At 39.6% G+C, this 24,466-nt stretch carries 33 protein-coding genes; 23 read left to right on the plus strand and 10 right to left on the minus strand.

All coding sequences use genetic code 11. From position 1 onward, the window contains the following. Positions 1-110: 110 nt before the first annotated feature. Positions 111-404 carry a hypothetical protein gene (locus FAZ19_RS09630; RefSeq protein ID WP_136820529.1) on the minus strand — a complete coding sequence of 98 codons (294 nt, stop codon included), beginning with the start codon at positions 402-404 and terminating at the stop codon, positions 111-113. 220 nt (positions 405-624) lie between these two features. On the opposite strand from FAZ19_RS09630, the gene FAZ19_RS24100 reads away from it, so the two are divergent. From FAZ19_RS24100 to FAZ19_RS09645, 3 genes are all read left to right on the plus strand, one after another. Next, complete coding sequence (locus FAZ19_RS24100) at positions 625-777, plus strand: hypothetical protein (RefSeq protein ID WP_211245479.1); 153 nt, start codon at positions 625-627, stop codon at positions 775-777. Positions 778-1,063: 286 nt separating this feature from the next. Next, positions 1,064-2,014, plus strand: coding sequence for an RpnC/YadD family protein (locus FAZ19_RS09640; protein WP_136820530.1), 951 nt, complete (start codon positions 1,064-1,066; stop codon positions 2,012-2,014). Positions 2,015-2,325: 311 nt separating this feature from the next. Beyond that, positions 2,326-3,120 (plus strand): helix-turn-helix domain-containing protein, encoded by a 795-nt coding sequence (locus FAZ19_RS09645; protein WP_169305618.1) that lies wholly within the window; start codon positions 2,326-2,328, stop codon positions 3,118-3,120. Between the two features lie 86 nt (positions 3,121-3,206). Here the strand turns inward: FAZ19_RS09645 and catB are convergent, their stop codons facing one another. Further along, positions 3,207-3,842: a type B chloramphenicol O-acetyltransferase gene (gene catB, locus FAZ19_RS09650; RefSeq protein ID WP_136820532.1), complete on the minus strand. Its 636-nt coding sequence runs from the start codon at positions 3,840-3,842 to the stop codon at positions 3,207-3,209. 262 nt (positions 3,843-4,104) lie between these two features. On the opposite strand from catB, the gene FAZ19_RS09655 reads away from it, so the two are divergent. Further along, positions 4,105-4,959, plus strand: a complete 855-nt coding sequence (locus FAZ19_RS09655; protein WP_136820533.1) for an SDR family oxidoreductase — start codon at positions 4,105-4,107, stop codon at positions 4,957-4,959. A gap of 53 nt (positions 4,960-5,012) precedes the next feature. Then, a complete protein-coding gene (locus FAZ19_RS09660) occupies positions 5,013-5,564 on the plus strand; it encodes a hypothetical protein (protein ID WP_136820534.1) in 552 nt (183 codons plus the stop codon). A 304-nt stretch (positions 5,565-5,868) separates the two neighbouring features. Here FAZ19_RS09660 and FAZ19_RS24470 read toward each other — a convergent pair whose 3' ends face one another. The 3 genes from FAZ19_RS24470 to FAZ19_RS09675 form a co-directional block, all read right to left on the minus strand. Then, the gene (locus FAZ19_RS24470; protein WP_136821178.1) at positions 5,869-6,087 is read right to left on the minus strand and encodes an agmatine deiminase family protein; all 219 of its coding nucleotides are present in this window, start codon (positions 6,085-6,087) and stop codon (positions 5,869-5,871) included. Between the two features lie 365 nt (positions 6,088-6,452). Then, on the minus strand, positions 6,453-7,190 hold the full coding sequence (locus FAZ19_RS09670) for an energy transducer TonB (protein ID WP_136820535.1): 738 nt from the start codon (positions 7,188-7,190) through the stop codon (positions 6,453-6,455). 659 nt (positions 7,191-7,849) lie between these two features. Continuing rightward, positions 7,850-8,989, minus strand: a complete 1,140-nt coding sequence (locus FAZ19_RS09675) for a hypothetical protein (RefSeq protein ID WP_136820536.1) — start codon at positions 8,987-8,989, stop codon at positions 7,850-7,852. Positions 8,990-9,370: 381 nt separating this feature from the next. Here FAZ19_RS09675 and FAZ19_RS09680 point away from each other — a divergent pair, with 381 nt between their 5' ends. Next, entirely contained in the window at positions 9,371-9,964 is a 594-nt protein-coding gene (locus FAZ19_RS09680) for a hypothetical protein (protein ID WP_136820537.1), read from the plus strand. A 353-nt stretch (positions 9,965-10,317) separates the two neighbouring features. Here the strand turns inward: FAZ19_RS09680 and FAZ19_RS09685 are convergent, their stop codons facing one another. From FAZ19_RS09685 to FAZ19_RS09695, 3 genes are all read right to left on the minus strand, one after another. Continuing rightward, on the minus strand, positions 10,318-11,739 hold the full coding sequence (locus tag FAZ19_RS09685; protein WP_136820538.1) for an RtcB family protein: 1,422 nt from the start codon (positions 11,737-11,739) through the stop codon (positions 10,318-10,320). 167 nt (positions 11,740-11,906) lie between these two features. Continuing rightward, complete coding sequence (locus FAZ19_RS09690; protein WP_136820539.1) at positions 11,907-13,001, minus strand: slipin family protein; 1,095 nt, start codon at positions 12,999-13,001, stop codon at positions 11,907-11,909. 8 nt (positions 13,002-13,009) lie between these two features. After that, positions 13,010-13,252, minus strand: a complete 243-nt coding sequence (locus FAZ19_RS09695) for a hypothetical protein (protein ID WP_169305619.1) — start codon at positions 13,250-13,252, stop codon at positions 13,010-13,012. Positions 13,253-13,358: 106 nt separating this feature from the next. Between FAZ19_RS09695 and FAZ19_RS09700 the strand changes: the two genes are divergently transcribed. Together FAZ19_RS09700 and FAZ19_RS09705 are read left to right on the plus strand one after the other, a co-directional pair. Next, entirely contained in the window at positions 13,359-13,604 is a 246-nt protein-coding gene (locus tag FAZ19_RS09700) for a hypothetical protein (RefSeq protein WP_136820541.1), read from the plus strand. Positions 13,605-13,899: 295 nt separating this feature from the next. Next, on the plus strand, positions 13,900-14,937 hold the full coding sequence (locus FAZ19_RS09705; RefSeq protein ID WP_136820542.1) for a helix-turn-helix transcriptional regulator: 1,038 nt from the start codon (positions 13,900-13,902) through the stop codon (positions 14,935-14,937). A 20-nt stretch (positions 14,938-14,957) separates the two neighbouring features. Here FAZ19_RS09705 and FAZ19_RS09710 read toward each other — a convergent pair whose 3' ends face one another. After that, positions 14,958-16,226 (minus strand): ATP-binding protein, encoded by a 1,269-nt coding sequence (locus tag FAZ19_RS09710; RefSeq protein WP_136820543.1) that lies wholly within the window; start codon positions 16,224-16,226, stop codon positions 14,958-14,960. Positions 16,227-16,429: 203 nt separating this feature from the next. On the opposite strand from FAZ19_RS09710, the gene FAZ19_RS09715 reads away from it, so the two are divergent. From FAZ19_RS09715 to FAZ19_RS09780, 14 genes are all read left to right on the plus strand, one after another. Next, entirely contained in the window at positions 16,430-16,918 is a 489-nt protein-coding gene (locus FAZ19_RS09715; protein WP_136820544.1) for a helix-turn-helix transcriptional regulator, read from the plus strand. A gap of 4 nt (positions 16,919-16,922) precedes the next feature. Beyond that, positions 16,923-17,261, plus strand: coding sequence for a nucleotidyl transferase AbiEii/AbiGii toxin family protein (locus tag FAZ19_RS09720; protein ID WP_136820545.1), 339 nt, complete (start codon positions 16,923-16,925; stop codon positions 17,259-17,261). Between the two features lie 292 nt (positions 17,262-17,553). Beyond that, entirely contained in the window at positions 17,554-18,024 is a 471-nt protein-coding gene (locus FAZ19_RS09725; protein WP_136820546.1) for a hypothetical protein, read from the plus strand. 67 nt (positions 18,025-18,091) lie between these two features. Further along, the gene (locus FAZ19_RS09730; RefSeq protein WP_136820547.1) at positions 18,092-18,487 is read left to right on the plus strand and encodes a hypothetical protein; all 396 of its coding nucleotides are present in this window, start codon (positions 18,092-18,094) and stop codon (positions 18,485-18,487) included. A 164-nt stretch (positions 18,488-18,651) separates the two neighbouring features. After that, entirely contained in the window at positions 18,652-18,846 is a 195-nt protein-coding gene (locus FAZ19_RS09735) for a hypothetical protein (protein ID WP_136820548.1), read from the plus strand. Positions 18,847-18,848: 2 nt separating this feature from the next. Beyond that, a complete protein-coding gene (locus tag FAZ19_RS09740; RefSeq protein WP_136820549.1) occupies positions 18,849-19,340 on the plus strand; it encodes a hypothetical protein in 492 nt (163 codons plus the stop codon). 82 nt (positions 19,341-19,422) lie between these two features. Continuing rightward, positions 19,423-19,602, plus strand: coding sequence for an RHS repeat-associated core domain-containing protein (locus FAZ19_RS09745; protein WP_229707530.1), 180 nt, complete (start codon positions 19,423-19,425; stop codon positions 19,600-19,602). Between the two features lie 158 nt (positions 19,603-19,760). Then, on the plus strand, positions 19,761-20,666 hold the full coding sequence (locus tag FAZ19_RS09750) for an RHS repeat domain-containing protein (protein ID WP_244927454.1): 906 nt from the start codon (positions 19,761-19,763) through the stop codon (positions 20,664-20,666). Then, complete coding sequence (locus tag FAZ19_RS09755; protein WP_188876128.1) at positions 20,667-20,933, plus strand: hypothetical protein; 267 nt, start codon at positions 20,667-20,669, stop codon at positions 20,931-20,933. Positions 20,934-20,975: 42 nt separating this feature from the next. Beyond that, on the plus strand, positions 20,976-21,449 hold the full coding sequence (locus FAZ19_RS09760) for a hypothetical protein (RefSeq protein WP_136820552.1): 474 nt from the start codon (positions 20,976-20,978) through the stop codon (positions 21,447-21,449). Between the two features lie 23 nt (positions 21,450-21,472). Next, complete coding sequence (locus FAZ19_RS09765) at positions 21,473-21,823, plus strand: hypothetical protein (protein WP_136820553.1); 351 nt, start codon at positions 21,473-21,475, stop codon at positions 21,821-21,823. After that, positions 21,792-22,256: a hypothetical protein gene (locus tag FAZ19_RS09770; RefSeq protein WP_136820554.1), complete on the plus strand. Its 465-nt coding sequence runs from the start codon at positions 21,792-21,794 to the stop codon at positions 22,254-22,256. The genes FAZ19_RS09765 and FAZ19_RS09770 overlap by 32 nt, the downstream gene beginning before the upstream one ends. Before the next feature lie 158 nt (positions 22,257-22,414). Then, positions 22,415-22,909, plus strand: a complete 495-nt coding sequence (locus FAZ19_RS09775; RefSeq protein WP_136820555.1) for a hypothetical protein — start codon at positions 22,415-22,417, stop codon at positions 22,907-22,909. Positions 22,910-23,148: 239 nt separating this feature from the next. Beyond that, the gene (locus FAZ19_RS09780; RefSeq protein ID WP_136820556.1) at positions 23,149-23,523 is read left to right on the plus strand and encodes a hypothetical protein; all 375 of its coding nucleotides are present in this window, start codon (positions 23,149-23,151) and stop codon (positions 23,521-23,523) included. Between the two features lie 11 nt (positions 23,524-23,534). On the opposite strand, the gene FAZ19_RS23865 is transcribed toward FAZ19_RS09780, so the two are convergent. Further along, the gene (locus tag FAZ19_RS23865; RefSeq protein WP_169305622.1) at positions 23,535-23,681 is read right to left on the minus strand and encodes a hypothetical protein; all 147 of its coding nucleotides are present in this window, start codon (positions 23,679-23,681) and stop codon (positions 23,535-23,537) included. Positions 23,682-23,776: 95 nt separating this feature from the next. Here FAZ19_RS23865 and FAZ19_RS09785 point away from each other — a divergent pair, with 95 nt between their 5' ends. Then, complete coding sequence (locus FAZ19_RS09785) at positions 23,777-24,346, plus strand: hypothetical protein (protein WP_136820557.1); 570 nt, start codon at positions 23,777-23,779, stop codon at positions 24,344-24,346. The last annotated feature ends 120 nt before the right edge of the window (positions 24,347-24,466 follow it).

Here is a 24,466-nt window from a genome sequence, read left to right on the forward strand (position 1 = left end):
GAAAGGTGAATCGATGAGAAAGGGAATATTGAAACAGGAATAACGATAACTTTTTTATATAATTGTATGATCTTTTAAGTGGCACGGTTTGACCGAAATCAATGGCACCATTACTCCGAAATACCCATCCATTCGCTTTCATCTTTCGGTTCAGGATTTTTTGCCCAGTATTCATCAGGCCATTTTGGTGAAATATGATTTCCATGCTTAGAGAATTCGAACATATCCCATTGCGCAATCCTGATATGATCAACCAATTGCCAGATGCTGTACGGCAACCCATAAGGCCTTTCTCCTAAAACACCAAATGGTATTCCATTTAAAGCATCTTTTAATCCGGCATGAGCTGTACCGCCGTTTAGCAACTTTTTTAATTCATGAATTAAAATTTCTGTATCTTTCATAGTACATCACAAACAAGATTGATAACAAAGCACTAGATAATTTGTTTTCCCGTGATTTAGAATTGCACTTTGGGTTGCCATAGACAAGGTAACGCATGAATGCCCTTTTAATGTCGGCTGGATCATTGATTATTGCAGCACAAAAATAGTTTGAAGAAGAGAGAAATTATTTCACGATCCCTTAAGGGACACATCGTTTTTAGAAAAAAATCTATGAAGGATGATGCAGTTCACTACCGTTTTTTCTGATGAAAAGTTTGTCGTATCACTGATACGACAATTGAGTTCTACACATTCTAGCGATCATACAGACCAGAACCAATTGCGTAAATACACCACCGCACTTTCTTATCCCTTTTCCAAAATCGAATAACACAGTTGATACCGATGATGTGTAGCAAGGGGCCAGTGAATTTGAAAAAATCAGCCGGATTCTTAAAAGTAAAATAGTTTCGGGCGACATCAATGGACTGTGGAAGCTGGTGCCCCCAATAGGGTGCATCGACGATTAAATTTTTATTTTTTTTGCTAAAAAAATTAGTTTTTGTAATTTAGGTTTTGTATACTTGTATCATTAACCAACATTATTAGTTATGAAAATATTACGAGATAAAGCAAGTAAAGAGTTACCTAATTTACTTCGTTATTACCCTTAGCTTATGACTACTTCCAGACAACAAGGCCAGAGAAAGCCGCGTAGGCGGAACGATGAACTGTTAAAAGGTGTTTTCGAGGAAAACTTTCCTGATTTTTTACAGTTTATGTATCCCAATTCGGCAGATCTTTTTGATTTATCGCGGGGATTCACATTTATGGACAAAGAGCTTCTCGAAGTCATTCCCCAACGCGAGCAAAAGAAGGGAAAGCGAATAGCTGACCTGCTTGTAAAAGTATACCTTAAAGATGGTACCGAAAAGTGGATTTTGGTAAATATAGAAATCGAAGGAGGGAGCAGTAAAGAGTTCCCATTTCGATTTTTTCAGTACCATTACAGAATTTTGGATCGCTATGAAGTTCCCGTAGAGAGTATTGCAGTATTTACCGGCGATCATAGGCAGCACCGTCCATCGTTGTACCGGCACGATGGTATTCGTACATCCATTGAATTCCGGTACCTGTCGTACCATATTTTTGATAATTCGGAGGAAGAATTACTAAAGACGGATAATATCTTTGGCTATATTGTACTTGCCTGCCAGAAAGCGCTGTTGGAGGGCAGGGTTGCCGAAGAGGAGCTGGCGGAGCACCGGAGCACGATAGCCCGGGCACTGATCGGCAGCAAGAAATATGATAAGGACCGTATTATCAGTTTTTTAGGGTTCCTTAAAAATTTTCTGTTTATAGAAGATAAGCAAATAAATCGTATATTTGATTCATATATTTACCAAGTGACTGGAGGCACAATAGACATGGGTGTAATAGAAATATTAAAAAAGCAAGAACGGCAAGCAGGAATTAAACAAGGTATCGAGAAAGAACGTGCTAGGGCCGAGGCCGAAAAATTAGCTGAGAAACTTGATTCTGCTTTAGAATTTAAGAAAATGGGTGTAGCAATTGCTGATATTGCAAAGGCATTAGGCCTTACAGTAGAACAAGTAAATGCGCTGTAAGCATCGAAGAATTTGAGAAGTCTTTATCTTTTTTGAGATATTATAGTAAGAGCGATTCTACATAGGAATGGCTCTTGTTTTTTAATAGGATTTTCCGGTTTAGTGATACGATACTAAGACTAGCGCCGGAACCGACCGGAGGGATACTCCGCGGAGCAAATGCTTTGCATGGTTGTTGGGCTTGGCAGACCTCTGGCAAGAGGTGATGTACGGGAGATGATGCGCACTGGTTACAAACCAGCGCGAGCAAGGGTGAAAAAGTGATTTTGTTGTAAAATTTTATTACTTTAATGGTTTATAAAAGAAGAAGAATGAACTACCAACAAATATATCCAACAGAACCATTGCGGAAATACGTTCGCTATTTTTGGATATTGGAAGATGATAGTTTAGACTTTTCTCAAAAGACGTTCAAGATAATGTCGGACGGCTTGCCAGGACTTATTTTTCAGGAAAGCAAAAAAGCATTCCATGACAAAGACAATCAAGAGTTACCGCAATTGTTTTTATATGGGCAGACTACACGATACACAGAACACAGAGCAATAAAAAATTTCCGAAACATTGGCGTTTATTTTGAACCGACCGCATTAAAATCCATTTTTGGAGTAGATGCTAATGAGTTGACAAATCAGCATATTAGCATAGACGAACTGGTTAATACCAATATAACTGACCAACTTTCCGATACGACTTCTTCCAACCAGCGAATAGAGTTGCTGTCTTCCTTTTTGATACATCTTGCTGAACAAAGAAGTACCGAAAACGAAAAAGTAAATTTTGCAACCGCACAGCTTCAAAAAGGAGTGAGTTTACCAAAAATACAGAGTGAACTGAACCTATCCGAACGTTCATTAGAACGGCATTTTAAACAGCATATAGGTATATCCCCAAACCTATATGCAAGGATAAACCGCTTTCAATTAGCTTTAGAAAACATACGCCAAACCCAATTTGACAAGCTGACCGACATAGCCTATCAATGCAATTATTACGACCAATCGCACTTTATCAGAGAGTTCAAAGAATTTTCGGGAACAAGTCCGAAACGCTTCTTACGTCAGGCGAACGAGCAGGTAGCGAACTTTCCCGAATGGAAGATCTAATCGCCTTTCGGTTCTGCTAAGCAGGTGTAAAGTGAAAAAGATTCGATTTTAAAATAATAAGTCCCCGCTTAGGGGACTTAAAATAGCTATTTCACCTGTTTGTAGTAAAACTCATAAAGCGATTTTACATCCCCGGTGCAAATTAAGGGAATAGCTTCTGCCAAAACTTTTTCCTCCCAGTTCCACCATTCAATTTCTAAGAGCATTTCGATTTCATCGTCTGTAAATCTCTTTTTTATTGGTTTTGCAGGATTGCCACCGACTATTGTATAAGGGGCAACATCCTTAGTAACTAATGCTCTGCTACCAATGACTGCACCATCTCCAATCGTCACACCGGGCATAATCATGGCTTCGCTGCCAATCCAAACATCGTTACCGACGACCGTGTTCCCGGCACCAGCAAACCCGTCAACGGCACTTTTGAAACCATCGACTTGCTCCATCATGTAAAAGAAAGGGAAACTGGAAATCCAATCGTACCGGTGACCTTGATTTCCTGCCATTATAAAGCTGGCTCCGCTTCCGATAGAACAAAACGAACCTATAATCAGTTTATCAACATCGCTTCTGTCAGGGAATAGATAACGTGCGCAATCATCAAAAGAATGTCCGTGGTAGTAACCCGAATAGTAAGAATATTTCCCAGCAATAATGTTCGGGTTCGTGATGTGGTCTTTGATTATTTTGCCTTTAAAAGGGCTTTCGAAAAAATTCATCATTTTAGCATATTTTTAAAAATAAATACAATAGAAAAACAGGGCAATAAGATCTTGCCTCAAGAAGAAACTATTTCCTTTGTATATGCTAATCCGACTTTTTCATACTGCGAATATAAGCAATTTACGTTTATCCTCGAAAATGACGATTGAAGTTGTCGTTCTCAAATTTACTAAACTCCTCTTCCTCGCAATTCCTCCGGTTGTCGGTTTTATCCAATTTTCAGTAAAGCAAGGCTGTTAATTTTACAGAAAAATTAAAGTTATGATAGCCATTACAGGAGCAAACGGAAATTTAGGCAAATCGACCATTCAATTTTTGTTACAGAAAGTCGCACCGACCGATATTGTTGCCATTGTCAGAAACCCCGAAACGGTAAATGAATTTAAGGAAAAGGGCGTAACCACCAGACAAGCGGATTACAACGATTACAACACACTTAAAGAGGTCTTCAAAGGTGTAGAGACAGTATTGCAAATATCCACAATCGGAGTGGATATTGAAACAGCCAAACAGCAGGAAAGAAATGTGGTAAATGCAATAGTGGAAAACAACGTAAAGCACATTGTTTATACAAGTATGGTACAAGCCCGACCGAACACCGTTTTTCAAGGAACGCAAACACAATACCATACGGAAGAACTGATAAGGAGAACCAATATCCCTTATACCTTTTTCAGAAACAGAATGTATATGGAAGCCATACCCGAACTGATTGGAAATGCCTTGCAAACGAACGAAATCCGTTATCCATCGGGAAGCGGAAAAGTAAGTTTTGTATCACGGACAGACATAGCGGAAGCCATTGCAAACGTATTAACGGGAAATGCACATGGAAACCAGACCTATGAAATAACAGGTAACACAGCATTTTCATTTGATGAATTGGCAGGGGTGATAAGTAAAGAAAAAAGTATAACCGTAAACCACGCAGATATTTCGGATGAAGTTTTCAGAGAAGAACTGATTAGCTATCAAATGCCTGTCGAAGTCGTGGATTTATTGGTCAGTATGGCCAACGGGATTAAGATAGGCGAATTTTCACATGTGGACAGTATACTTGAAAAATTACTTGGTAGAAAGTCATTTGATTTGAACAAGTATGTAAAAGAATTATAATTATGCTATTTAAGGGAGTACACCTGCAAGGTATTAAATCGGGAGAAATCACTTTGGCATTTCGTAAGTGGCAAAAGGTTTCCGTTAAAAGCGGAAGTCTATTGCATACATCTGTTGGTTTGCTCGAAATCGGCAAAATTGAAGCTGTAAACGAAAATGATATAACCAACAAAGATGCAGTACAGGCAGGCTTTACAGACAAAAAGCAGTTGCTAAAATCATTTACTCACAACAGCACAGGAACGTTTTTTAAAATATCCGTTCGTTATCATGCCGAAGACCCACGAATTAAGTTGAGGGAGCAAACAGGATTGTCAGAACAGCAATTTGAAGAGTTAAGAGGTCGATTAGAGCGCTTAGACCTTTACAGTAAACAAGGCCATTGGACTGAAAAAATACTGTTTACGATAAAAGATAATCCCAATTTACACGCCATCGGTATTGCAAAGCTAACAGGCTTTGAAAAAGAGTGGTTAAAACTAAATATTCGAAAACTGAAAAACTTAGGCTTAACGATAAGTCATAATGTTGGTTACGAGCTTTCGCCATTAGGTAACGAATATCTTAATAAGTTTTTTCCGAAAAATAGTGAAATGGGAGTATAGCGTATTTTAAATGTTTAATTTAGAAGAATATGACGTTGTGAAAAAACAAAATGACTTTTTTATATCATTGTATCAATGAACTATTCAGGAAATACAGCAATGATGGCAAAACCTTGGAATAACTTTAAGTGAGACTACGTTGCCCTCAATTTTACAAGTACTGTCAAAGCCTTGATTAGCAGCATATAAAAACAAGAGGATAGTGGCATGTCGGAATTTCCGACATGCCACTATCAATGAAATTTCTGTATCAAGATTGTCGCCACAACGTGGCGACAATTCCAAATTAGCTTTTATCCTACAATCATAATTCTTGTTTATTTGGGCAGAAAATATTCCAGCTTACACAATTCAGTAATCCGCCGAAATGACCTACGGCGTTGAAGTTTATGGTTTCAATATGGCTGTCAGGAAATATCTGATGAAACAGATCAACGACTTCTAGATCTTTATTGCCCCGAACTTCTAAAACAGGCAATACGATCAGCTTGGCAATTTCCAGATAATTTACATAACAACCTATGGCGTGGTCGGGATAAGCTTTTTCTTTATAATCTAGTTATCCTGCGGTATCAGTATGATCTCGACCTGTAGCAGCTCCTCTAGGTCCTGTATCAGTCGGGCTCTTGTGTACTGCGGGTTTTCATCCAGCAAGCAGCACTAATCAATCTAAATATATTCCTTTGATCCAGAATTTCAGTTGTTTGGAAATTCCTAACACGTGTATCTGAGCTAATAATTCGACTGTAAGTTCTTTCAACCTATCAAAATATTTTTGTCCAGTTTCTTGTGTGCTTTTAACAGTTAATGTTTCTGCATGCGGTTTTTTCGAATCCTTAAACGTTATGGAATATCCGAAAAACTATACAATTTAAACGATAGTAGGTTTCAGCGATTAAAACGTAATGGTAGCTCCATCTTAATGTCGACATTCTTACCATCCAATACTCCCGGTGTCCACTGCGGTAGAGAGTTTATCAAGTCAAGTGCAGTGTCGTCGAGAACTTTATGCACACTTTGTACCACTTCGGCATCCCTTGTTCTTCCATTTTTATCCACCACAAAACGGACTACTACCTCTCCACTTATTCCTTCCGCGGCAGCTGGATATTCAAGATGTCTGGTTACATAATCTGGAAACGAAGATTTTCCGCGATTGAAGACAGGCGCTTTCTCCAGTGCTTTGCGGTCGCGCACGCGTTCACCATTAATATGACTAACCGTTTTTACAGCCTCCTGCTGTCGTGTTATTTTTCCCTCTTTATCCCACTCGGTGATCTTCGTGGGCTCTCCTTTGTCAAAAGTCATCTGGCGGTGCTTTATCCCGTCCTCATGCCACCAAGTAAAATCCCCGTCTCTTACCTCAGGCTCTAATGAGCTATACCATCCATCCATTTGCTTAACTCCATTTGGATAAAAGTCCTGTACACGGATTGGTCTGTTATTTCCTTCACGGGATATAGCACGGTAAAAGTGTTTATTATCACGATCCGTCTTTTCCCATTTTGCGTTAAAATATACGGTGTCGGTAGTCTGAGCGCTAGCCTCGCGAGTTGAAAATATACTAGCCATAGCGGCTATGCAAAGCACTAAACGTACTTGTCTTAGGTCAATTGTTTTTTTCATCGGTTTTGGTTAATCTACAGATACATTTCTATTTTTCGTAAATTTTATAAACTAATAATTGTTTTTAAAATTACTAAAAACTTGCTACAAAACAATATCATCTCTGACTGCGTAAATTCACTGATAAGACCATAAGAAAGGTTAGCGGGATATTTCAAACCAATTGCAAAAAAAAGAAGGAACGATAAAGGAAATAATCTTGTCAACGGGAATGAGTTATAATATGAAAACATGAGGGATCCATATATTATGAAGGAAGATGTTATAAATAGGTTTTTGGAAGGAAGATGAATTAGGCTTGTTCTGTCCATGTTTTTGTTCAACGTAGTGAAATGTGGTAAAGTTGGTCGTTATCACCCGACGGACTCATAATAGGCGAAACCATATCCGCCATTTGTTTCACTTCTGTTCGACTAGGTGATTCGTCGGAAACGGCGCCCACGCCGGTGGCACTATATGTTGTTTCGTCAAGCTCCGACGATGCCTTGCATCTGCTAAGCTTCAATTACGTGTTCGGAGGGGGCAATTTAGCCCAACCGGGCGATTTGCTATATATAGCCAAGTTACGAATTAGGAGGGATGAGATCACGGGACATTGGAAGGCTGGTTTCGTCCGGCCTTTTCTCGACTTTGAACTATTGATGCAACGTTCGTATGCACTATATTGCCGAGAGTAAATTGGGCGTGAAAGGAGTCCAAATGAATTTCTGCTTTCTTTTTGCCATCCATTTAGTCAATATTGACATGCGAGCTGTGGATGAGTAATTCTTAAACTCCAAGAATTCTTTTTCCTTTAAAACGTGTGTAACGTTTTTACAAGATATTTTTCGCGTCCTCACACTCAGTTCCAGATTAACCTTTAAAATTGAGTATTCGATTTCGATCTCATTCCGTTCTGTGATATTAACAGAAACAACTGTAACAAGCCGGTTATCGCTTAGTTGAAGGATGTCGCCTGGTTGTATTTTAAAATCCCTAAGAAAGTTGGACTTTTGATCTTCTATGAGATCAGTTTTTTCTCCACTCAGATAAGTGTTGTACATGTACTGTACAAGTTTGTAGAGTGGGTATCTCTGACCGTAGAAATCATCCGAGTCCAATTCTGTCTTAATCGCTCTAACTAGCGCCTGAGCATGTATCTCAATCTTATCGATGATCTTTTTTCTAGAGATTTTAATAGGTATCTTATATTGTACCAGAAGTCCTCGAAGTCTGTGTAAATCTATATCAAATAACTTGTTGATTTCTAAATCGGTAATACACATCTGATCACATTGTTCGGCTACCTGTTTCTTAGTTTCCTGTGCTAAGTTGCGTAGGTGACTCCATTGCCTTACGTCTGCTCTGTAAGCGTCGCGTACATTCCTTTTGTCCTCCCGATAATTGGGGTTACTTAGATATTTTTCTGCATAAATCCCCTCAGGCCATAGGTCGATTTCCTGAATTTTAATTGCGGTGTTAGGCATTAGGGCTCCCTCCAGTTGGAAGGTAATATATGTAGCGATACTTTGGTAGATATGTTTAAACTCTAGTATTCGTAATAACTTTTCTCTGAAGTTACCATAATTCGTATCCGAATAAGTAGAAAGCGTAAAAATATAATGGGATGCTCCCCGGAACATCTCTCGCTGATCATTATAATCTAATCCATTATAGGAATCATTGCCTTTAATTACATATGTCAACTTTATGTGTTCGTTACCAAAATTTTCGTTTGTATGAAATCCCAGTTTAACTGCTTTGACAAATTTTGATAGTGATATCGTTTCCTGAATCCTTGGGAATAAAAAATTTACCATTTTTAACGAATCCATTACATAACCATTTGACAATTAGTGATTTTTGTTAAGTTAAGCTATTTTTTGTATACAAGAATTTACTATGCATTAACAAATATATGTATTAAAGTTCTCTCTATTAGATATTTAATGATATAAAAAAAATACCTGTTTACAATACAGTTGTCAAAATTGGTTGTCAGATACCTTTGGTTTATTTTTTTAAGTATCTGTTATGTAGATGCTTGTTGTTGTTTTGTATGCGGTTAGGTTCGACTCCCCTTTATTTGAAAAATAGAAATATTTTTTAGAAATTCGACTATTTTTACGAAAAAATAGCTTGAGATTAAATTGATTAGGATTGCTAGAACGATCTCGATTAATTTCATAGATACAAATATAATGATTGACCAACTAAAAATTCGAAAACTGTTAAGAAGAACTGGTGACCAATTTATTTCAGCACAGGTAGTTTCTGAATGGTTATCCATAGATTTTATAAAATCACAAGAAGTATTGCACTGGTTAGATTCGTTAGGCTATATTGAATTGACAGATTTTGAAGGATTATGGAAGATTTCTTTGCGGGGAAAGTTGCTTGCTTATAAAAGGACGCCTCGTATATTTAAGGTTGCCACTTTAAAAAATCATTTACATTTATTGATTGAAAGAATAAATGAGGTAAATTCCTCTGACGATTATATCCATCAAATTAGTCAAGCGATTATAACGAGCGAATTCCCGATCAAGCACGATGCAAATTGTATTTTTGTAGTCTACATTCTAGATTTTAAGGAGCTTCCAGATTCGGCGCTGAAACGTGCTAAGCGGAAATATTTTGAGAAACGAACTCGACCTTTTGATAACGTCGTCCAGACGATCTATTACCCAGAGTCCTTAGTTAATGCTTTTCTGAAAGATGGTAGTCCAGCGATTAAAGTGGAGCAATTGAGTGCAGATGAAATAGAAGCGGTTGAGGGATACAGGCTTGTGTAACTTTGTCAAACGATCTTTTTAATTTTTATCTTTCTCTCCAGGTCTATTCTCTTCATGACATCACTATCGAGTACGCTTAAGTAGCGGAGATTTTTAGTCAAGAATTCATCCGAATTGCTGAACACTTTATTTTTATTAAGCCCGACACGCTGCCCTTGCCTCGTTCGGCTCTTCAATCGTATCTAATTTTATCCCAGATTAAGGTCTGAAGGAGAAAAACCAGAGTTTGATATATTAAATGGATGTAATCCATTTCGTTATGAATAATCGGATAACCAAATTAAACAAGTCTACAGAATTACAAATACGGGGCAGCTCATGCCGTATCATAGTACGGTGCCGCCCCATTTGTTTTAGTCCTCTCTCGAACCGTCATCGGCCATACGCACGATCTTGGGGGAAAAGGTCGCCACGATATCCACCAGATCGGTCTGCGCAGACATCACTGTATGGATATCCTTGTACGCCATCGGGGCTTCGTCTATACCGGCGCCAAGCAAGGTGACGCCTTGGTCTTCGAGTAGGGTCTTTAAGTCGGTAGCCGACAGGGTCTTGATGGCCTGTGTACGGCTCATCAAGCGTCCGGCGCCATGAGAGGCCGAGTTGATGGCGGTCTCTTCGCCTTTGCCCCGTACCAAAAAACCAAGGGTCGCCATCGATCCGGGGATGATACCCATCGTATCTTTGCCGGCAGGCGTAGCCCCCTTTCGGTGGACGATCACCTCTTCACCTTCAAATTGCTCTTTCCACGCAAAGTTGTGATGGTTTTCGACCTTGGTCAGCAATTCTGCGCCCAGGGCTTTTCGGATCTTGTCGTGGATCACCTCATGACAGGCGGATGCATAGTCGCCTGCTAGGTTCATCGCTAACCAATATTCCTGCCCTTCGGCCGTATGTAGATCCAGGTAGGCAAGATGTTGCGCCTCATAGGGCAATTTACAGATCTCTTTCGCCAGTTTGGTATAATGTCCTGCGATGGTTGCTCCTAGTCCCCGTGATCCAGAATGCGTCAGTAAGGCCAGATACTTGCCGGGTGCTACACCTAGGGTGGCATCTGCGCTGGCAAATTCCATAATCCCAAACTCCACAAAGTGGTTGCCGCCACCGGACGAACCCAGCTGAGTCCAGGCCTTGTCCTTCAGGGAGCGGATAAAATCGTGGGTTTCAAATAGGCTGTGGTCCAGTACCGCGTGATCTGTGCGCTCATGTCGCAGAAAACCATGACCAGCACCAAACCGGGTGCTATGCTTCAATACGTTTTTCAACGTGTCGTGGTGGGTGTTCAGGTATTCTGCAGGCAGATCAAATACCGATAGCGCCATGCGGCAACCGATGTCCACACCGACGCCATAGGGAATGACGGCGTTGTTCGTCGCCAATACGCCCCCGATCGGAAGGCCATAGCCTTGATGCGCATCGGGCATCAGCGCACCGGCAACAGTGACCGGAAGTTTCATAGCGACATGCATCTGCTTCTTGGCTCCGTCTTCGATATGCTCCGCTCCGTATACCGCATAGTTGAGGGCTTCCTCTTTTAGGGCAATGGTCTCGTCTTCCAGCGTGTCGATGGATAGTAGCACCTCAGCCAATGGCTTGAAGACAGGGTCGTGCAGGTAGGACTCGGGCTGCTCCAGCACGGCCTTGAATGTGACCAGCATCTCCTCACGGGTGAAGCCCAATCTTTTCTTGTTGATTTTCAACGCTACGCCCATAGCGTGATTTTCTTGATAGCCTATGGCAAGTAGGTCATTGCCGTTGATTCGTTGGTTTTCCATGGTCATGTGGGGTATGTATATTCCTAATTTTTTTTCTGAAAGTGTCTATCTCAAAGGCCATCAAGAACTTTCATGCCTGTTGGTGATTCAATGGATCATGAAAGTTTTGTTAAGCAAGGAACAATAACCTCTTTACGTTGTTCCTTGCGCCTCTTTTGTTACGACGATTATTTGACAAACAGTTGTTTCAACTGATCGACGATCTGCCCGTTGCCCGATACGGAGATGGTATTGATCTTCTCGGCGATTTTCTCCACGTACTCCATTTCCTTCAACTTGAACAGCATCGTATTCTCCTCCATCAGCTTAGCGGTATTCAGTAAGCTACGGGTGGATGCGGTCTCTTCCCGACGGGTGATGATATTGGCCTGCGCCCGCTTTTCGGCGATCAACACCTGGTTCATGATCTCACGTACTTCACCGGGCAGGATGATATCCTTGACACCGCCATTATGTAAGGTCAGTCCCAATGCGGCGGCCTCGCTGACAGTAGTGTCGATCACGTATTTTGCGATCTCGGCCTTGCTTTCCATCAGTTCGTCCAAGGTCATCTGCCCGATGTACTGACGTAAAACCAATTGCATCAGGGTATACAACTGCTTCTCGTACTCCTTGTTTTCCAACAGGGCTTTCACGATATCGGTAACTTGGTAGTTGACCGAGAAGTTGACCCGGATCTGGACTTTGTCCCGGGTCAGGATTTCCTGTCCCGGGATTTCCATCGCGGTGATACGCAGATCGGCTTTGCTGACGGATAGGGTCACGGCATTTTTCCACCAGTAGTATGTCCTGGCTTCCAAGGTCTGGACGTACTTGCCGTCTACGAACAACAAGCCTTTCTCCGAGGGCTCCAGCTTAAAGCAGCGGACACAATTGGCCAAGACCAGCCTGTCCAAGAGTGGACGGTCTATAGTCGGTGCGATCGTTATGCTCGAGATATCTTCGATCTGGAATCTGTAATCTGCCAAGCCCTTCCAGAAGACATGTCGGCCGGCAGACAGCACGCGGTCAAAGTTGTTGTTGACGTACACGAGGCACAACGCATGATCCGGGATCTCCACCACGTCCACCATCTCGCGGAAGCCAGCTACCTGTAAGAGTACATCCATGTCATGTGCGGTCTGCACGGGACCGGATAGCGGATGTATCTCTACATGCTCGCCGAAGCCTAGCCAATACTTCCCGGTAGCCAATACACGCATGACGGCGTTGTTTTTGACGACCAGACCAACTTGATTTACCTGTACGGTGATGCGTTTCATTATTGTTGTTATTTATGATTAAATCTATTATTTCGTGTAAAAAAAGCTTCCCGTGTTTCGTTCATCGCTGCCTCGCGGAGACCAGAAGGACTGTTTGCCTTGTAAAGACCATTCGGAGTGCGTGTAGCGTGCCGACGGGGCTTTACCTCAGCGAGCCAGCTGTCCTGATCTGCAAAGTAAGGTGACGATTGCTGCCTGCTGTCGATCTGGCGGATTCGCTCCTTATCCCCGACAGGGGATAAGACCAGCAACAAGCAACGGAACAAAAGACGAAAAGCTTCCCGAGTGACTTTTTGAAAGAAAGCCTTAACTTACATTGGAACTTTCGTTCCTCCAACCAATGAACCCATGTGACGGATGAGCGAGGGATTCGAACCCTCTCTGTGGAGCTATGCTCTACCCCTGAGCTATCCCGATCAACCGGGAGCAGGATTCGAACCTGCGACATTAGCACTATTCCCCTTGCAACTGTCCACTTTGCCAGTATATTGTATTCTACCGAACCAACACTATCCTGCTATACAGAAACAGGAGACCGGGACGCCGTATCCAGTTGAAAGGTTTCTTTGTGCCACAGGGCACATATCGTGTGTACAGCTTTAGTCTGAGCGAGCGACGACTCGGTGGTCCCACTATTTGCCGACTAAAGCGACTTGCTTTTCTTCATCAAAGAACGTTTGTCATACCTGACACTACAAAGGTGCGAGCATATCTGCGCAGTAGTTTTGCGCAATTGATATAACAGTTTGTTTTTATTGTTAATTCGTTGTAAAATAGGGTGATAAATTTTAAATAATACTTAGGTAAGGTAGTTTTTATCTGTATTGCGCATCTCTGTTGCGTAGTATGTGCAAAGCCTATACCTTTAGAATAGGTATTCGTCATAAAAAAAGACACGATGTCAATCAATAAACTGGCACTGATCCTATATAAAATCATCGATGATTGTTTACGGAAACCCCACCGGAAGTGGACATTGGAAGACTTGATCGAAAAAGTCTCGGAGGGCTTGTGCGAATTGAAAGGCATCCATAGTGGGGTGTCCAAAAGGACGGTACAGGGCGATATACAGCTGATGAGCAGCAACAAGCTCGGTTACAATGCGCCTATCGTCGTGACCAAGCGTAAGTATTATACCTACAGTGACCTAAGCTACTCGATCAGCAATTCGCCTCTGTCGGATAGCGACATGTCCAAGATGAGAGATGCAGTAGATATCTTAAAACACCTCAACGGTTTCGCCTATTTCGATGAGATGAGCGATATGATCGCCCGATTGGAAAACAATCTCTCTAAGCGCGACCATACATCGGTCTCGTACATCCAGTTGGAAAATAACAAACTGCTCAAGGGGTTGAACTGGATCACGCCGCTGTATAGGGCTATACGCGAAAATATTCCGTTGCTGATCAGTTATAAATCCTTCAAATCCCAAGCGCCTCAAGATACCGTGTATTTCCCCTACCTGCTCAAAGAGTACCGTAACCGGTGGTTCTTGATCTGTAGGCCAAAAAAAGGAAAGACACTCGTCACCTTGGCCCTGGACCGTATCGAGGATATCGCAGAAATGGCAAAATCGGGGTACGTGGAATATGATGGTGTCGATTTTGAACGCTACTATGCCGATACCATCGGTGTAACCAAATCCGAAAGGGATCGGGGACATCGGGTAATCCTACGGGTGGATCAGGGCAATGCGCCCTATGTGCTTACGAAGCCACTGCATGCCTCTCAACAACTCTTGAAAACCGAGGAGGATGGCGGGATCCTGATCCGGATGGATGTCGTCCTCAATTTTGAACTGGAGCGCGAACTGATCGGTTTTGGTGAGTGTATCGAGGTGTTGGCCCCGAAAATATTACGGGATAGGATCAAGCGGAGAGAGCCTATAAGATGCTGCAGCAGTACACCCTCTAATTCATCACGCACTGCGTAGCGAATTCTTAATGCTTTAATCTAACCCAAAATCTTCCGCATCCGTTCGCGTTCTTTGTCGGATAGCGGGATGGCTTGCTCCACGATAGGTAATATTTCCGTTTTGCGATCTGTCTGTAGCAACAAGTCCAAGAATCCGAGATACGTTCTGATCAAATCTACTTTGATACCCACAAACGCCCGTGGGTCAGCAATATATAGCTCCTGTATCAGTTGCAATAATGTATTTTTACGTTTCTGATCGCTAGCAGAAGAACTGTAGTGTGGAAGTAGATTCTTTTGTAGCAGTTCCTGTAGCTTAACACCCACCGCTTGTTCGCGCACGTATTTCTTTTGTTTACGCTCAAGCATCTCACGCAGTTCCAACAATAATTTGCGGTAAACTATCTGCTGTTCCTTTTCACTGAATAAGTTTCCTTCAGTCGACAATGTCATGTCTGATAGGTCAAACCCGTTAAAAAAAGCTGATTCCACATACACCGAATGATGGAATTCAATCGCATTATTATTGAAGCTACTCAACTGCTTGGCCACCTCCACTTTATGGCTGTTTAAAAAATAGTAGTAGTAGCGATCTCCAATAGGATATTGCCACCGGATATAATTCACCTTAAACACAAAAGAGTTCTCTTCGGGACTGTATATCGTAAACGAAGTCTCGTCCGTCTCCTGAATCAGCTGTTGGTAAGAGATAGCTTTTCCATTGATCTGGATACTGTATCCTGCATCCTTGTTGAGATGCAAGAACCAACCAAACTCTTGCGCCAGAAAATCTACAAATTCTTCAGACTGCAATGTCGCGGCATTCACACCAAATACCCCTTCCAGTACCACCATAGTACCCGTACTCGACGCTGTAGTAGGTTGTGGTTCTGAGTTTTCGTATTCTTCTTTAGTATCCCTATCGATTAGGAGTTTATATCCCATCAACTGATCACTTATAGCGACCACGGTATGCCAAGTAGCACGTGTTGCAAATAGTGAGAAAGAAAAACGTCCTTTTCCTTTCTTACCACGAGTATACGACGTGCGTTTCGGCTGCCCTTTTTTTAAAGAGTCTAGAAAGTTGCCAAAAGAATAATTTAGGGTATCAGGAGCAATACCTTCACCATTGTCCGAGATACGGATACGCTCTATATAGCCCAGTTGATTGCTACTGATATCCATAGATACTGTTGAAGCTTTAGCGTCAAATCCATTCCATATATATTCAGCAATGACCTGTTTTGCATCCTTCGGTAAGCCAGCCGACTCTATACTCGCATTCGTTATCTTTGTACTATTCTTCATAAATGGGATCTCTCTAGCAAATCTAGCAAAATCCTTTTACTAAACTTTTGAAATTGCTAAAAAAAATAGTTTTTTTATTCTTTTATTTGTTTGAAATTTTGCCCTATTATGTGTGATGTTAGCAGGTATTATATCTCAATTTCAAAGGGCAGCTTTTTGAGGGATAGCTATTATTTGTAATCAAAATTGATTACATTTATGTTATGGAAAGAAGTTTTGAACGGTTCAAAGGAATCCATCCCGGTCTGATTCTGGAACGGGAGTTAAAAAAGCGGACAATTAAACCGAGTCCCTTTGCCTTATCAATAGATACGCACAGACAGGTTTTTAATGCAATCATCAGAGGCAAGAGAGGTATTCCTGTCCCTTTGTCTTTAAAAGTAGATAAAGCCCTAGGAGTTGAAGAGGGGACATTTGCGTTGTTGCAGACCTATCATGATATTGAGAAAGTCAAAGGTAATACTTTTAAAAACCAGATTCCTGATCTTAGCTTACTGAGGAAAGCTCTTTTTTGGGATACTGATATCGATAAGATTGATTGGGAAAATCAATATAAAGCAGTTATAAAACGTGTTTTTGAACGAGGAAACCAATCTGAAAAAGATGAAATTACACGATTTTATGGGTCGGAAAAAGTAAAGCAGGTTTTAGCTGATCATAAGATAGAGCCAATGACATTACAAAAAAGATAAATTTATGTTGCATTACCATACCGTAAATGATCTATTACAAAATACGCTCACAACGCTGATGCATGCAGCAGTGTTTAATCCGTTTAGATTAGTGGGCGGTACAGCTTCGAATTTGCATTTGGGACACCGTGTATCCGTTGATATTGATTTGTTTTCTGATGCATCGTATGGAAGCTTAAATTTTGACGCTATTGAGCAATATTTGAACGCAACGTTTCCTTATGTTGACTATTTAGCAAATATAGCTCCAGCTATGGGAAAATCATTCACTCTCGGTAACGATATTGATCATGCTATACAAGACTATAAAAAAGACATTAGGTATTGGTTTTCGGAAAGTTGAGGTATTGTCTGAAAGGGCGGATGCATACTCAGTAAGAACAATATTTGTATTGCCTAATCAACATGTTTTAATCGAATTTTATCCTGGAATTCAAAATTTAAGAAAAGTACCTGAATTTGATATTTCATATGGATTCAATCCTTTTTACTATGAATAAAAATAGAATTGGAGAAGGCTAGGAATCGAGGATTATTGAAAGGAATTGAGCAAGGTGTCGAAGCGAAACCTATCAGGCGGTAGAAAATCTGATTGCCGAGCTTAGTTTTGCCTATAAAAAATAAACCAGAGTGCGATGAATATATACATTGGATTTTTCTTAAGTGTCAATTTAGGGGGTATCGTCTCATGTGATAACGGTAAAATGGCCAGCAAAATTTATTACAACGGAGCGCGTACTGAGAATATTGATAGTAGTAAAGTGCAGATTTATCTGAATGGGGGAATATTAGTGGACACCATGATAGCTAACTACAGAGTTGATACATATATTCTCATAAAGGAATTTGCGCTGTCGAAGGACGAAAACAATGTTATCCATCTTAGCGTCAATGAAAAAGATACTACCTTCCGTGTTCCTAAAAATGATGTAGGTTTTCAACTGTTCTTTTTCTTTGATAATAAGACCAAACTGAGAAGGAAGATGCTCGACGCTTTAAGCTTCTGGCCAAGGAAGGATCCTGACAGCGAGCATGTGCGTGATAGCATTTATAAAGTATATGGCAATTCTTTAGATAGCCTCCATATTCATTTTAAATACGATTGATGTTAGAGAGTGACCAATGATGGTTATATAAATGATGTGGGCCTGCGGCACAAGTAAATAAATAGCAATGAAACGGAAAATTATAATTTGGATGTTTGTTCTGGCGCTGATAACTTTTTTTCTCTTTGGTCTAAAGTATGAAACGACCATATATCTGGGCATGTCATCACCAACATCAGACGGCTATAGTATTGATGCAGAAGTGAAGGTAGATGGAGAGGTAATTACAAAAGATAGTATAAATAACAATCCATACAAATACAAGACTATAAAAAAGACATTAGGTATTGGTTTTCGGAAAGTTGAAGTATTGTCTGAAAGGGCGGATGCATACTCAGTAAGAACAATATTTGTATTGCCTAATCAACATGTTTTAATCGAATTTTATCCTGGAATTCAAAATTTAAGAAAAGTACCCGAATTTGATATTTCATATGGATTCAATCCATTTCGTTATGAGTAATTTGGATAGGCAAATGAAAAAAGTGTACAGTATTACGATTACGAAGTGCGTTTTTACGATACGGAGATAGGACGGTGGAATGTAGTAGATCCGGTGGCGGACGAGAACAGACGATGGTCTCCTTATCGCTATGCGTATGAATCCTCTAAGGTATATTGATCCTGATGGGAGTTTATCACGGTGCATTAATTGATCCTAATTGGCTGGCTGAAAAGGGAACTCGTGGTAGAAATGATGAACCTTGGGAGCAACGAGCAATATCTGTAGGACGTAAACATGCAAAAACTCTTTTAAAACAAGGGGGAAATACTTTGAAAACAAGAGTTTTGGAAGAAAGAATAAATTATAGAATAAAATAACGATGAAGAAATATTTTTTGATTTTAAGGAATACCTTTTTGAACGTGCTATTTTTTTCGATGATAGTTTCATGTAATAATAATAATGAAACTCTATTAAAAAGTGAATTCGCAAGAAATGAATATGATTTTAATTTATTGAAAAAGGGGATAATCGATAATATTAAACTTATAGATGTCAACAACGATAAAAATATAATTGTATTTACAATAGAACAGAAATATAGTAAAAACGGTAATATTCGATATCTTGAAACGATTTCAAAGAAAATGAAAAAGCTAAAAATCTCAAAGGTTATTTGTTCAACTTCTTTGAACGGCAACTGCGGGAAATTTGATGAAATATCTTTTCAAATAAAGTCTGAAAAATTTCCTGTTGAAGAAGTTATTAATTATCGTTTTGACAAATGCGGAAATATGAATAGTTTTAGAAATGAAAAGATTACATTTTTAAAAATTAATAATAACTGGGGTATATGTATAGACAAAACATAATTGGAAAGCGATGATGACCGAGGAAAATCCTAACGCAGAATATATCCTATCGTTATTGTACCAGCGTTCGATATAGCTGAATGTGGCTACTTTCACTTGTGATTACGGAGCAAGGTTTTACGATGCTGAAATCGGCAGGTGGAATGTTATTGATCCACAGGCGGAAAAATATAGGATATTTTCTCCGTACGTGTATACCAATAACAATCCGATCAACTTTATAGATCCAGATTGGAATGCTTTCCCAATCCTTTATCAATGATCTTTGGAATAAATCTTCATGAAGTGAGACCACATGGACAAACGAAGGAGGAGGTAGTTTTTCTGATGGGATGGGAATAAAGTTTAGGGATGGAAAGCAAATTAGTAAGCGACCAGTTATCAGGATTGCGCCCAAAACATTTACTGGCGATAAGAAATATGAAAAATAGAATATTCGTTGTATTTATTTGTTTGTTGTTTTCTTCTTGTATTAACTCTTGGAGGGAAAAGATAGATGAGAACAAACGTGTCAGCAATTGGCAAAAAGAGTTGGATACTGGCATGCACGAAAAACTAGCTAACGCAATTAATATTGGAGATTGTGACACCTACAGGTTAGCTTCGGAGCATCGTTTTGCAGAAGAGAATTGGGAAGAATTTTTTTATTATGCATATTTTATGGCAAAAAAGTACAATTGTTCCTATGCACATTTCGATATATATATTATTATGACTGCGGAATCCACAATAGATGGCGCTGAATTGAGTTTGGACGAAAACTTGAAAAAAGATGCAATTTACCATTTGTTACAGGCTTATTATTTGAACAAGGAACTTTCGAGTGAAGAAATTAAGGAAGTCTTTAAAAATAGGAATGTACCAACTTTGGAGGAGTATAAAAAGATTGTTGATAACGGAACAAAGAAAATAAGTAAATACCTCCAGGGCGAGCTTGGAAGGCAGTACGATTACGGGGCGAGGTTCTATGATGCGGAGATCGGCAGGTGGAATGTTGTTGACCCGCTGGCGGAGATGTATTCTTCGTATTCTCCTTATGCCTATGTAGGAAACGATCCCATCCTTTTCCACGACCCCAACGGCATGTACCGTGTGGATGCAAAGGGTAATATAACCATAGATGATCCCGATGAAATTTCTTCGTTCTTCAATTATCTGAACAATAGCAGTGGCGCATCTATAAATGATATGTCAAACCATATCATCAGTGCCGGTAATGGCTTTAGCTGGGAATTGGACGCAGTTACCGTAACAGGAAGAAGCTCTTTCGAGAGCGGCGGATGGCTCAGTGATGTACAGGGACGGGTGAGTGATGCTGTTGTTTAATTGGCAGCATTAACTCTGTTACAACCTCTCACTTTGGATTTGATGGGACAAAATCAGCTTTGGATTACGCTGGTGGATTTTATGGAGCTTTTGGTACAGCTGTTGCGCCCGGCAACCAATGGCTTGGCAAGAACGGGAAATATTATAATAGTTCATGGGGAGGGAATCAATATACGGGAAGCCGTTCGGGAGCATATAGGGCTGCTGGGATGTATAAATGGGCAGGTAGAGGAACTGTTGTGGGAGGCTACACGGGAAGTAATGTAGGGGACCGGTCAATCAACTATTATCACGGTAGATAGGGGAGTTATGGAGAAATACTTTAATATTATACATTTTTGCCTTTATAAGGCTTTTTATAAAGTTCATTTGTTTACCGAAAGAATCAACCTGGCAAATCTTATACATAAATTGCCTTTTCAGAGAAAGCGCTATGAAGAGCTTGGGATTGATATTCATCAGGAAATCAACAAGGCATGGGGAGACAAGAGGTTCGGTCTTAGTACTGTAGCTGCCGGTGGTTTTCTTTGGGGCGGTTTGGCTCTCTTCTTTTTTTCGGTTCTGATGATGTTGAAGATAAGCATATCCACACCGCTTATAATAGGCTGTGGGGTCGGCTCTGGTCTGATCTGTTATGTATTTGTTTTCAGGCAGGATAAATACATAAAATACTTTGACAGATATGAAAAGTGGTCTAAACAGGAAAAGCGCAAATATGGCTGGTTGACCGTGGGGTCAATACTTTTTGTTCTGCTTTCCTTTTATCTTTGTCTGGTCCTGTAGCTGCCGCTGGTGGAGCTGGTTGGATGGCAGGAAAAACTATATCTGATAATGTAGTGCCTATATCTCTAGCAGTCGCTGAGACTTTAATTTGGCTAGGTGCCGATCCTACAAGTATATATAGTCCAGAATTGATACCTGAAAGTTATAGAGACAATATAAATGGTAAAAGTAGATCTAATGGAAAAAATGAACGTCATGGTGATGGAGGAAGAACGCAAAGTAAAGTAGAAAAGCAATTACGTGAACTTGAAGAGAAATTATCTTCTGCGGCAGGTACGGAAAAGAAGAGAATAAAAACTAAAATTGAAAGAATCAAAACTAGTGCTCAAAAAGCAAGGAAAGGTGAAGAACATTCAAAAGCAAATAAAAGATAGAGAAATGATTCCTGTATTAGTACTATTTAAGCAAGTAGGCGATTTTATATTAGGAGATAGTATAAAAGAATATTTAGATAGATTTGAGTTTTCAATTGATGATATGAGTGATGACAAGGTTACTCCTGTAATTTGTTATACATTTTCGAATCCTGAAATTACTTTATTTGTAGAGATTGATGGTATAATTGACTATATAGAATGCTACGAAGAATTATTGTACAAAGGTGTTAATCTGATTGGTCTTAGCGTACAGCAATTTTCTAACCATGTTGAAGATGATTACTCGGATGAAGATAGATTATATGTTAATGAAGAGGATGTACGATATGTTTACGAGTTTAACCAAGTTGGCTTGCAAGTTTGGGCGAAGGGTAAACTTGGTGTAATAGATTCTGTTGTGGTATATCGGAAAGAACATTATGCAGATTGAAAATTTAAAAAATAGAATGATGAACGTTTTCATTTGAGTCCGAGTGCTCTTAAAGTTTTGAAGAGGAGAATTTTTTCGATTCCGAATTGTATCAGGAGTTCAGGTTCGATGATATTATCGGGATGTGGTTAACGTCTTTTTGAGAAGCTTGCTTTTTTTTGGTGTTAGCTAGTTCGGGAAACCGCGGAAAAGTTGCGGAAGGCAGTACGATTACGGGGCAAGGTTCTATTGTTTCGATAAGGAAAAATGAATCACAACTAGAGCGATTAAAGAATAGAAATTTTCATCACGAAGGGGATATTTATACTGATTTTAATCAAAAAGATGCTCCTAAACCCTACCATCTCACATTATTTCATGAAATAAGCCATGGATTCTCATTTTCTAAAAACTTTTCAGGTAGAAAAGATGAATGGTTTAAGTATCAAAAAATAGTAGATACAGAAGGAAGAGTAACTAAGGATGAAATATATGCGGTTTTAATGGAAAACTTGTTGAAATTTGAGCAAGGGTATAAAGCTAGGACACATTACCATACAGGAAAAGTAATTCAAAAATCCGGTAAGGTACCAGGTGGCGACATAATATATACGCCAACCGCAGTAGCTAAAGAGTTGCTAGATAGATATATGAATACTAACCCAATCCCATGATGAAAATATTAAATTGTTTATTGTTTTGTATATTATGCTTGTCAAGTTGTAGACAGTCCAGTACCTATTCCAAAATTAAAGAAGAACAGCATGCTGCTTTACTTAACTATTTCAATTACTCTCCAACTGGATCTACGGAGAACAATGATTCAAATATTAGCAGTGCAAGATTAAATAAGTCCAGACTAAGAAAATCCCTAAAGTACATCGTTGATTTTATCGAAAACAAAAGTCCTAGAATGAAGAATGTTATTATTTTTGAATTCAATAGTCTTTCAAGTTCGATATATGAGGGATTAGTTTTTGATTTAGACCGATCCATAGGTTACAAATTTAAATACGTCAATAAGATATTGGTGTTTCGAGAGGAGTATGACAGTGAATTTAGGGATTATAAATCTTATATAGATCAATATTTAAAATCAGGATGTGATAAGTTCCATGAGGTATCGAAAGCTCATTCTCCCGATGATCTACATATTTCCTGTTCATTTATTACGAAAGTTAATTTAAATGAGAATTTAATTTCAAGTTGTGCTTTTAACGCATATTATTGGAGGATTGATAGTACACTTAGGGGAACATCCATTTTTAAGGATAGGGTAATTAACTAGCATCAGCGCAATTAAGGAGCAAGTTTTACGATGCTGAAATCGGCAGGTAGAATGTTATTGATCCGCAGGGGGAAAATATTGGATATTTTCTCCGTACGTATATACCAGTAAAAATCCGATGCAGAGAAAATTTCCAAACTCAATAATACTACTGTCATAGCTGCTGATGGGTTCGTAATGTATGGAACAGATACTAATAAAATAAAAGGTGTTAAGAATGAAAATAGTAATGGAAGCTTTATAAAATTTAGAAATGGAGAAAGAATTAGAAAGAGACCGTTTATTTATATTGACAGTAAGACTACAGCCTCGGGACATAAAAAGAATCTCAAGTAGTTTAATTTTGTTGATTACTATCTTATTTGTTTCTTGTAATAGTTCGAATAGAGAAACGGAAGAAGACAACTTGCGTGTTGAATCTTGGAAAAAAGGCTTGAGAGATGGCATGTACGCCAATTTGTCCCAAGCTATAAATAGTGGAGACTGTGAAGCATATAAGTCTGCATCAGAATATTATTTTGCTGATGACAATTGGCAAGAATTCTTTTATTACGCCTTTTTTATGACGAAAAAGTACAATTGCGCTTATGCTCATTATGATATCTATTATTTTATGAATGAGGAGTTGACGATAAACAATGCCGAACTGAGTTTGGATGATGGTTTAAGAAAGGAAGCTATTTACCATTTGTTACAGGCTTATTATTTGAACAAGGAACTTGCAAGCGAAGAAATTAAAGAAGTCTTTAAAAATAGGAATGTACCAACTTTGGAGGAATATAAAAAGATTGTTGATAACGGAACAAAGAAAATAAGTAAATAACTCCAGGGCGAGCTTGGAAGACAGTACGATTACGGAGCAAGTTTTGGCGGAAAAGATAAGGTAAAGGGAAAAGCAAGGAAAATATGATAATAAATTGTCGCCTCAATCAATACCGAATTA

It is taken from the genome of Sphingobacterium alkalisoli, from assembly GCF_005049105.1.
Lineage (GTDB): Bacteria > Bacteroidota > Bacteroidia > Sphingobacteriales > Sphingobacteriaceae > Sphingobacterium > Sphingobacterium alkalisoli.

Coding starts and splice junctions, on each gene's coding strand:
- FAZ19_RS09630 (WP_136820529.1), bottom strand. CDS start 404: ATGAAAGATACAGAAATTTTAATTCATGAATTAAAAAAGTTGCTAAAC.
- FAZ19_RS24100 (WP_211245479.1), top strand. CDS start 625: ATGATGCAGTTCACTACCGTTTTTTCTGATGAAAAGTTTGTCGTATCA.
- FAZ19_RS09640 (WP_136820530.1), top strand. CDS start 1,064: ATGACTACTTCCAGACAACAAGGCCAGAGAAAGCCGCGTAGGCGGAAC.
- FAZ19_RS09645 (WP_169305618.1), top strand. CDS start 2,326: ATGAACTACCAACAAATATATCCAACAGAACCATTGCGGAAATACGTT.
- catB (WP_136820532.1), bottom strand. CDS start 3,842: ATGATGAATTTTTTCGAAAGCCCTTTTAAAGGCAAAATAATCAAAGAC.
- FAZ19_RS09655 (WP_136820533.1), top strand. CDS start 4,105: ATGATAGCCATTACAGGAGCAAACGGAAATTTAGGCAAATCGACCATT.
- FAZ19_RS09670 (WP_136820535.1), bottom strand. CDS start 7,190: ATGAAAAAAACAATTGACCTAAGACAAGTACGTTTAGTGCTTTGCATA.
- FAZ19_RS09675 (WP_136820536.1), bottom strand. CDS start 8,989: ATGGTAAATTTTTTATTCCCAAGGATTCAGGAAACGATATCACTATCA.
- FAZ19_RS09680 (WP_136820537.1), top strand. CDS start 9,371: ATGATTGACCAACTAAAAATTCGAAAACTGTTAAGAAGAACTGGTGAC.
- FAZ19_RS09685 (WP_136820538.1), bottom strand. CDS start 11,739: ATGGAAAACCAACGAATCAACGGCAATGACCTACTTGCCATAGGCTAT.
- FAZ19_RS09690 (WP_136820539.1), bottom strand. CDS start 13,001: ATGAAACGCATCACCGTACAGGTAAATCAAGTTGGTCTGGTCGTCAAA.
- FAZ19_RS09700 (WP_136820541.1), top strand. CDS start 13,359: ATGAGCGAGGGATTCGAACCCTCTCTGTGGAGCTATGCTCTACCCCTG.
- FAZ19_RS09705 (WP_136820542.1), top strand. CDS start 13,900: ATGTCAATCAATAAACTGGCACTGATCCTATATAAAATCATCGATGAT.
- FAZ19_RS09710 (WP_136820543.1), bottom strand. CDS start 16,226: ATGAAGAATAGTACAAAGATAACGAATGCGAGTATAGAGTCGGCTGGC.
- FAZ19_RS09715 (WP_136820544.1), top strand. CDS start 16,430: ATGGAAAGAAGTTTTGAACGGTTCAAAGGAATCCATCCCGGTCTGATT.
- FAZ19_RS09720 (WP_136820545.1), top strand. CDS start 16,923: ATGTTGCATTACCATACCGTAAATGATCTATTACAAAATACGCTCACA.
- FAZ19_RS09725 (WP_136820546.1), top strand. CDS start 17,554: ATGAATATATACATTGGATTTTTCTTAAGTGTCAATTTAGGGGGTATC.
- FAZ19_RS09730 (WP_136820547.1), top strand. CDS start 18,092: ATGAAACGGAAAATTATAATTTGGATGTTTGTTCTGGCGCTGATAACT.
- FAZ19_RS09735 (WP_136820548.1), top strand. CDS start 18,652: ATGGGAGTTTATCACGGTGCATTAATTGATCCTAATTGGCTGGCTGAA.
- FAZ19_RS09740 (WP_136820549.1), top strand. CDS start 18,849: ATGAAGAAATATTTTTTGATTTTAAGGAATACCTTTTTGAACGTGCTA.
- FAZ19_RS09750 (WP_244927454.1), top strand. CDS start 19,761: ATGAAAAATAGAATATTCGTTGTATTTATTTGTTTGTTGTTTTCTTCT.
- FAZ19_RS09760 (WP_136820552.1), top strand. CDS start 20,976: ATGGAGAAATACTTTAATATTATACATTTTTGCCTTTATAAGGCTTTT.
- FAZ19_RS09765 (WP_136820553.1), top strand. CDS start 21,473: ATGGCAGGAAAAACTATATCTGATAATGTAGTGCCTATATCTCTAGCA.
- FAZ19_RS09780 (WP_136820556.1), top strand. CDS start 23,149: ATGAAGAATGTTATTATTTTTGAATTCAATAGTCTTTCAAGTTCGATA.
- FAZ19_RS23865 (WP_169305622.1), bottom strand. CDS start 23,681: ATGACAGTAGTATTATTGAGTTTGGAAATTTTCTCTGCATCGGATTTT.
- FAZ19_RS09785 (WP_136820557.1), top strand. CDS start 23,777: ATGGAGAAAGAATTAGAAAGAGACCGTTTATTTATATTGACAGTAAGA.